The organism is Peribacillus sp. (genome assembly GCF_059453735.1).
The window spans coordinates 1-7,376 of the sequence record NZ_JAZVJO010000450.1 but is presented as its reverse complement, the minus strand read 5'-3'; the positions used below and the strand labels follow the sequence as shown (position 1 = coordinate 7,376).

At 38.5% G+C, this 7,376-nt stretch carries 6 protein-coding genes; 5 read left to right on the top strand and 1 reads right to left on the bottom strand.

Going from position 1 to position 7,376, the window contains the following annotated elements:
- The 4 genes from ylqF to AC52RT_RS14820 form a co-directional block, all read left to right on the top strand.
- Positions 1–810 (top strand): ribosome biogenesis GTPase YlqF (gene ylqF / locus AC52RT_RS14835; RefSeq protein WP_495541458.1); only part of this gene is annotated, 810 nt, incomplete at its 5' end.
- Between the two features lie 112 nt (positions 811–922).
- Positions 923–1,705: a ribonuclease HII gene (rnhB, locus tag AC52RT_RS14830; RefSeq protein WP_495541457.1), complete on the top strand. Its 783-nt coding sequence runs from the start codon at positions 923–925 to the stop codon at positions 1,703–1,705.
- A 14-nt stretch (positions 1,706–1,719) separates the two neighbouring features.
- Entirely contained in the window at positions 1,720–3,525 is a 1,806-nt protein-coding gene (locus tag AC52RT_RS14825; protein WP_495541456.1) for a TP0910 N-terminal domain-containing protein, read from the top strand.
- Positions 3,522–3,800, top strand: a complete 279-nt coding sequence (locus AC52RT_RS14820) for an EscU/YscU/HrcU family type III secretion system export apparatus switch protein (RefSeq protein WP_495541455.1) — start codon at positions 3,522–3,524, stop codon at positions 3,798–3,800. Before AC52RT_RS14825 ends, AC52RT_RS14820 begins: the two co-directional genes overlap by 4 nt.
- A gap of 36 nt (positions 3,801–3,836) precedes the next feature.
- Here AC52RT_RS14820 and AC52RT_RS14815 read toward each other — a convergent pair whose 3' ends face one another.
- Positions 3,837–5,957, bottom strand: a complete 2,121-nt coding sequence (locus AC52RT_RS14815) for an Ig-like domain-containing protein (protein WP_495541454.1) — start codon at positions 5,955–5,957, stop codon at positions 3,837–3,839.
- Between the two features lie 156 nt (positions 5,958–6,113).
- Here AC52RT_RS14815 and AC52RT_RS14810 point away from each other — a divergent pair, with 156 nt between their 5' ends.
- Positions 6,114–6,968 carry a MurR/RpiR family transcriptional regulator gene (locus AC52RT_RS14810; protein WP_495541453.1) on the top strand — a complete coding sequence of 285 codons (855 nt, stop codon included), beginning with the start codon at positions 6,114–6,116 and terminating at the stop codon, positions 6,966–6,968.
- Positions 6,969–7,376 lie beyond the last annotated feature (408 nt).

Sequence of the window (7,376 nt, the reverse complement as noted above, 5' to 3'; positions counted from 1 at the left end):
AAATTAAAGCTAGTTGATATCATCTATGAACTGGTAGATGCTCGTATTCCTGCCGCTTCAAGGAATCCAATGATTGATGAAATCATCCAGCATAAGCCTAGTATTATTTTATTAAACAAAGCGGACATGGCTGATCCAATTAAAACAAACAAGTGGCTTGCGTATTATAAGTCACAAGGGCAGACTGCATTAGCGATCAATTCTCAAGATGGGCATGGTCTTGCGCAAATTACGGCAGTTTCCAAAGAACTTCTAAAAGATAAATACGACCGAATGAAGTCGAGAGGCATAAAACCAAGAGCAATCAGAGCGATGATTGTTGGAATTCCTAACGCAGGAAAATCGACGTTGATTAATCGATTGGCAAAGAAAAATATTGCGCGCACCGGAAATACGCCTGGTGTTACAAAAGCACAGCAATGGATTAAGTTTGGTAAAGAGCTGGAGCTGCTGGATACACCTGGGATTTTATGGCCGAAGTTTGAGGATCAAGAAGTAGGACTGAAATTAGCGCTTACGGGTGCTATTAAGGACACGCTGCTGAATCTTCATGATATTGCTCTTTATGGGATTCGTTTTCTTGAAAAAGAATACCCAGAACGCCTAAAGGATCGATATAATCTTACGGAAATTCCTCAAGAGACAGCAGAAATCTTTGATGTGATTGGTACCTTCAGAGGATGCTTGGCTTCTCAAGGATTGATTGATTATGATAAGACAGCAGAATTAGTTGTCCGAGAAATCCGTAACGAGAAAATGGGACCGTTAACCTTTGAAGTTCCAGCCGATTTGCAAAAACCAGAAGAGTAAGGAGATACGGATATCAAAGAGTCTTTTAAGACTCCTTGGAATCCGTATTTTTTTAGAAATTTCCTGAAAAGCGGCTTGTTTTAGCCGATACTAATAGGACAGGTGAATAAAAATGAAAACTACAAATAGCATCAAAGATATTGCATCACGGTTAAATGAAATAAACGAACCTCATCATCCTTTTATAAGGGAATGCGCGGATGACGGTAGAAAAGGCGTGGCCGACCTTTTGAAAAGGTGGACAACCAATTATCAAAAGCAACTTGCCATTAGAGAACGTTTTGAGGAAATGTCCATGTTTGAACAACAGCTTCAAAACGAAGGGTTTATGGAGATTGCTGGTATTGACGAAGTAGGCAGAGGGCCGCTGGCAGGACCTGTAGTGGCTTCAGCTGTCATTCTGCCTCCTGGGTTTTATCTTCCTGGTTTAGATGATTCAAAAAAAGTTTCTGAATCAAAGAGGGAAGCTTTTTATTCGATCATCATGGAGCAAGCAGTCGCCGTTGGTACTGGCTTGATACATAGTGAAGAAATCGACGAAATAAACATCTACCAAGCTTCCAAGAAAGCGATGCTTGCAGCCATCACTGATTTAAATCGGATACCTGATTATTTACTCATTGATGCAATGGAATTGCCGGTTCCTATGCCGCAGAAGTCACTCATCAAGGGTGATTCAAGAAGTATTTCCATTGCTGCTGCATCAATCGTTGCTAAAGTTACGCGTGACCGAATGATGAAAGAATATAGTGCTGAATATCCAAACTATGGTTTTGAAAAAAATATGGGGTATGGAACAGCGGTTCATTTATCCGGTCTTGATCAATATGGTGTGACACCTTGGCATCGACGCAGTTTTGCTCCAGTAAAGGAGCGCCTCGAACGCCGTACATGAGGGAGGTAAAGTCAGTGCATACGACCCCGATAACTTCGCATATCAATCAAACGAACAAATCGTTAGCTCGAGATTTTAAAAGCGGGCAGCTGGTCATCGGAAAGATCATTAAGCTATTTCCAAATCAAAAGGCAGAAGTTCAAATTGGTTCGCAGAAAATGATTGCGGCACTTGATGTCCCTCTTAGAGCAGGTGAACAATATTGGCTGCAGGTCCAGCCGGGAGACGAACAAATAAAATTTAAGGTATTAAATCCAACAGTAAATGGTGGAGCAAAAGTAACTGCTGAACAAATTCTCTCACATTTATCTATGCCGGTTACCCATGAGGCAGTTTCCTTGGCAAAGTACTTAATCAAAAACGAACTGCCAATTCTTAAAAATACATTTCAGGTTGCGGCAGATTGGTTGAAAACGTCTGGAGATCAAAACCAAGCCCTTCAAGTTGTGAAAACCATGATGGTGAATAATCTTCCCTTTGTAGATGAAGTATTTATAGCCTTACAAAGTCAAGGAAGCTCTGAGTCTCTTTATGGGCTGCTGACAAGACTTCGGCAAGAACTTAAGTTTACACCTCCGACTAACGTAACCAATCAACTGACAACCCTTTTAAATGAAATAGGGGTACCTTTGCATGAAAAAGTTTCTGTTGACGGACTGCAGAAGGCCGCAGCACTATGGAGTAATCCGGAGGCATCAGCGGAATTGAAAGCAGGGGCATTTACTCTCCTTCAGCTGTCTGGCTTCTTCTCAGAAGAGGAAAACACGAATGCGGTTCTTGAAAAGTTCCTGGTAAACATGCCTAAGGGAGATGCAGGGGAAAGTCCCATTTTAAAAGAAGGGCAGAAGCTGTTAACAGCCTATATTCAAAGTCTGCAAAGCGGACATCGTCATAATGCAGAAAAGCTGCTACAGGCCATCTATACGTTATCTGGTTTGAGTATTCCTCAAGATGCGGAGCCTGTCCCTCTGCGAAGGCCTGCTGTTCTCGCAGGGAATTTACTGCACTCTGCATTGTCAGCGTCTCAACAGAGTGAAACCATCCTTAACCTGCTTACAACGGATAATAGGGTTGACGATGCCAAGGCCAAGCTGGCTGCTCTTCTAAACAATAAAGAATCTCAAGTTACGAGAAACTTGCCTGAAAACGTAAATAGGGCTGTACAGCATATTCTTGAAAATGATTTTAAGTATGCAGATCTTTCCAAAGGGGCTGCAGCTGCTCCTTTTTTAAAAGAAATCATTAGATTACTTGGACTGAATATGGAACATGCAATAAGCAGTCAAGAAAATCTGGCAGAGATAGAGTTAACAGGCTTAAAGCCATTATTAATGCAGCTTAAAAATGAGAATCTAGGTGCTGGAATTAACGAACTGGCAGACCAAGTACTTAATCGAGTTACAGCACAGCAGTTAATGAGTCATGATGCAGGACCTATTCAACAGATTTTCATGCAGATTCCGCTGCCTGATCATCAAAGTGATTTGACAGTAGAATGGAGTGGAAGACGGACGAAGGATGGTCATATAGACCCCAATTACTGCCGGATTTTGTTTTATCTTGATTTGGCTCAGCTTAAGGAGACAGTTGTGGATATGCAAATTCAGAATCGGGTTGTTAAGGTATCTGTATTTAATCAGTTTGCAAAAGTGCTTGGGCAGGCCGCTCATCCTTTTGTGACATTGCTCCGCGGTAAATTAGAACAGCAAGAATATAAACTCTCAGGAGTGGTTTTTGAAGAAGAGAAAAAGAGAGAACCCGCTGCGGCTGTTCCTGCCACAAAAAATGAAGTCTACAGCAGAATGGATATAAAGATATGACAGAAAAACGAAAAGAAGCGATTGCCCTTACCTATGATTCAGAAACGTTGTCAGCACCAAGAGTCATCGCTAAAGGAAAGGGAAAGACAGCGGAAAATATCCTTGAAAAAGCTAAGGAACTAAATATCCCCATCCAAGAAGATCCATCATTGACCGAGCTGCTTGGGAAGCTTGAGATTAATGCAGCCATTCCTGAAGAACTCTATCAGGCGGTTGCCGAGGTATTTGCGTTTATTTATATAATGGACAAAAACATGAAAAACCATCCTAGCTGATAGGATGGTTTTTCGCGTGTTTGTCTGCCTTAGACCTTATTTTTTTACTTTTATACTTTTTGCTTTGCTTTTATTTTTAGAGCTGTCGACAGCGATTGCTTTAATCATGCTCCCTGCCTTTTGTGGTTTAATTTTAAAGCTAAAGTTCTTATTGGCAGAAGCTTTGGTGCTGCCAATATATTTTCCTTTGATATATATTTTTACAGTTGAACCAGCCTCAGCTTTTCCTGTGATCTTTTTCGATTTACTGGTTACGTTATTAATAGTTGGTGCTGCGGGAGGCGTGACATCTACTACAGTGATCGCAGTAGAGGCTGTAATAGAGCCATCAACGGACCTGGCTGTAATCGTTGCCTTTCCTTTACCTTTCCCTTTAACTTTCCCTTTAGAGTCAACAGTGACCACGTTAGCGTTGCTGGAGGACCAAATTACTTTAGTAAAGGTAGCGTTGGCAGGTGTAACTACAGCTTTAAGCTGGTATGTTTTGTTCTCACTGAGTGAAACCTTTGCTTGGGTTTTTAAAGCGGTAACTGGCGTATGATCGGTTGTAATGGAAACTAAGTTTCCAGCAAAAATACCATAAGCTTGCTTACCTTCCCAGTAGGTATTCATAGGTATGTTAAACAGCTTAATAGGTTTTGTTCCATAATTATTTTGGCTTTTAAGTAAGTAATTATTCTTCGTCATAATCATGCCATCCTCAGATAATGAGGCTAAACGTGTTGAAGAATTAAAAGACGAGATTTTTGTTTCTTCCCCATTGTTCCATAAATAAATGTCAAATTGCTTGTTTTGATATTTCTCAAAAGCAATGAACCCATTTTTTAAAATGGAGGTTGGGCGGCTGTATTCTGGGATGAGTTCGTCGTAATAATCACTGAATGTATTTAATTTTTGATCACTGCCACCTTGCCATTTAACAAAGACTTCACTAAACTCCGGGTTGGAGGTTTCATATAAAAACAAATCTCCCTCCGCTGCTAAAATTGAACCAATTTCGGAAATTTTACTTGAAAGTCCATGGCTATATCTATAGGTCCCAGCTGAAGTGTGATAGTAGCCTTCTCCAGCTTCATTCACATAAACGCTATAAGGATTATCTGTATCAGCAATCGATACTGTATTACCGGTTTCCAACTGCATAAAATATACATGATTTTCTTCTGAGGCTGCTTTCTCCATGAGGCTGCCATTCCAGATTAAATAATTACCGGCAGCAGAAACAGTTTGATGATTCATTGTGCTTCCGAGTTGCTTTACGATACCATCGTTGAATTGATAAAGATTTTGCTTTCCTGCAGTCTCTGACTTGGTCAAAAAGATTAAAGATGTCTTTGTTAAATATCCATAAGAATAGTCGTCAGTCGTATTTTTATAAACTAAATGATTAGCTTTTGACTGAATATCCTTCATCCATATTTCATTTTTGGTATTTTTATAAAGAAGTTTACCATATTTAAACTCAAGAATTTGACCGTCTATTTTTTCTATCTTTGTAAGGAGCGGACTATCATCTACATATATTTTGTGGGACTCTGTATAGCGGAGGCCCGTAGAAGTATTTTTAATCGTAAATTTAAGGGTAATTGCCTTCCCGTTATATTTACTTAAATCAACGATTTGATTAATCGAAGTTTTTGTGCCAGCTGCGATTGTCTTTCCATCAACCGTTACAAAGAATTTAGCCTTTGGTCCAGCAAAGTCCTTTGCAGTGGCTTTTATCGTAATGTCTGTTTTATTATAAAAATCGGTACTGATGGGTGATGTAACGTGAATGGGCTGTTTGATATACTGAAAATTTGTTGAGATGCTTTTGGAATTTCCATAAACGTCCGTAGCGGTAATCTTAACTTTTTTTACGCCTTCTGTTAAGGTACTAAGTGGAATTTTTGCTGAGTAATTTCCGTTAGAAAACTGCAAAGGAGTCGTTTGTTTATCAATAGTTGCTGTTACATGTTTTATTTGAAAAGTAGATTTAATACCTAGTATATCAAGGTTTAGGGTATCATCATCCTGTGTAATAATTTGATTCTCTTTCGGGCTTGTAAGAGTGAAATGGATGTTCTCTTGTCCCGATGCTTCAGCAGAATAGCTTAAACCGAAGAAGGTAATTAAAAGAGGGAAAATTAAAAATAACATAAGTTTTTTTGTATACATAGTGGTAATCTCCTATCATATGTGCAAAATTTGGAATCTAACTATTTCTCTAGTATACATGAAAAATATGAATTAATTAGAACTAAATGGTAAATAATAAGAAGGGAATTTATCCTATATCATTCAGGATGATTTGAACAAGAATGGAGATTTAATATGAATGATTTACGAATACTTTCAAAAATTAAAAATGATTATGATCGTTTTACAGGAGTTGAGCAAAAGGTAGCATCGTACATCCTAGACCACCCTGATTTTATTCCAACAATGACCACGAAAGAGCTGGCAAAACAAGCAGGAGCCAGTGAAGCTAGTATTGTTCGATTTTGTAAAACAATCGGTGTAGGAAGTTTTAAACTATTAAAGGTAGTGCTGGCAAAAGAAAACTCCGAATCAGAACATACCATTAATGACTTTTCTTTGCTGCAGTCTAAGGATACCCCACACAGTCTTTTTCAAAAAGTTACGTATTTAAATAAGTCTGCGCTTGAGCTCTCCGTGAATACATTGGATAAAAAGGATTTTGAACGGGCAATTGAAGCCTTTTTGCATGCAGATAAATTTGCGTTATATGGAGTTGGCGGCTCGTATCCGCCTGTGATGGATGCGCAGTATAAATTGATTAAACTAGGCTACCATGCCATAGCCTCTGCTGATTTTCATTACATGGTTTCTGTGTTATCTATGATGAAGCCGGGAGATGTTTTTTTAGTGATTAGTACTTCGGGGAAAACAATGGAAGTTAATGAACTGGCCAAATTTGCTAAGGAGATAGGCATCACCGTAATCGCACTTACCGTTTTGACTAAAAGTACGCTTTATAAACTTGCAGACATCAGGCTATGTATCCCAAATGTTGAAGAAGAAAACAGGGTAGGGAGCATCGCTTCACGAATTGCTCAGTTAAATATCATTGATGCTATGTATTTAAGTTTGTTTCACCGGATAGGCAACACCATTATAGAAGGACTTAACGAATCCAGAGAGCGAGTTAAAAATAAGAAAAAGTAAAAAATCATTCTTCCCAGAACTTCATCGCTTGTTAATTGTTTATATTATTCTTCTCCTTGTTCTTTACGAAGTACTTCATGATTAAGCTTTATTTGATTCATCATTTCTTTTAACTCTTGTTATTCTCTTTTATTCTTTGAAAAACCACCTACCATTCGTATACTGATAAGTTGAATTATGTTAATTATCTAGTAATTAATGTTTACTTGGTAGGATAGGTTAAAAAGGTGTTTTTCCAATTCTACTTGAATAGTTAGTATATGAATGTCATAAGGGGTTATTAAAATAGAAAAAATACTTAGAAAGAGCGCTATAGTTTTTTTATGGGAATAGGTGTAGGAATTTTATTTGTAAGGTAAGAACAAGTTACACGAGTGAGTTTTGATGTGACTGAAACATCCTATTTGT

Excerpts from the sequence above, each read along its gene's own strand:
- rnhB (WP_495541457.1), top strand. The coding sequence starts at position 923 with ATGAAAACTACAAATAGCATCAAAGATATTGCATCACGGTTAAATGAA.
- AC52RT_RS14810 (WP_495541453.1), top strand. The coding sequence starts at position 6,114 with ATGAATGATTTACGAATACTTTCAAAAATTAAAAATGATTATGATCGT.
- AC52RT_RS14815 (WP_495541454.1), bottom strand. The coding sequence starts at position 5,957 with ATGTATACAAAAAAACTTATGTTATTTTTAATTTTCCCTCTTTTAATT.
- AC52RT_RS14820 (WP_495541455.1), top strand. The coding sequence starts at position 3,522 with ATGACAGAAAAACGAAAAGAAGCGATTGCCCTTACCTATGATTCAGAA.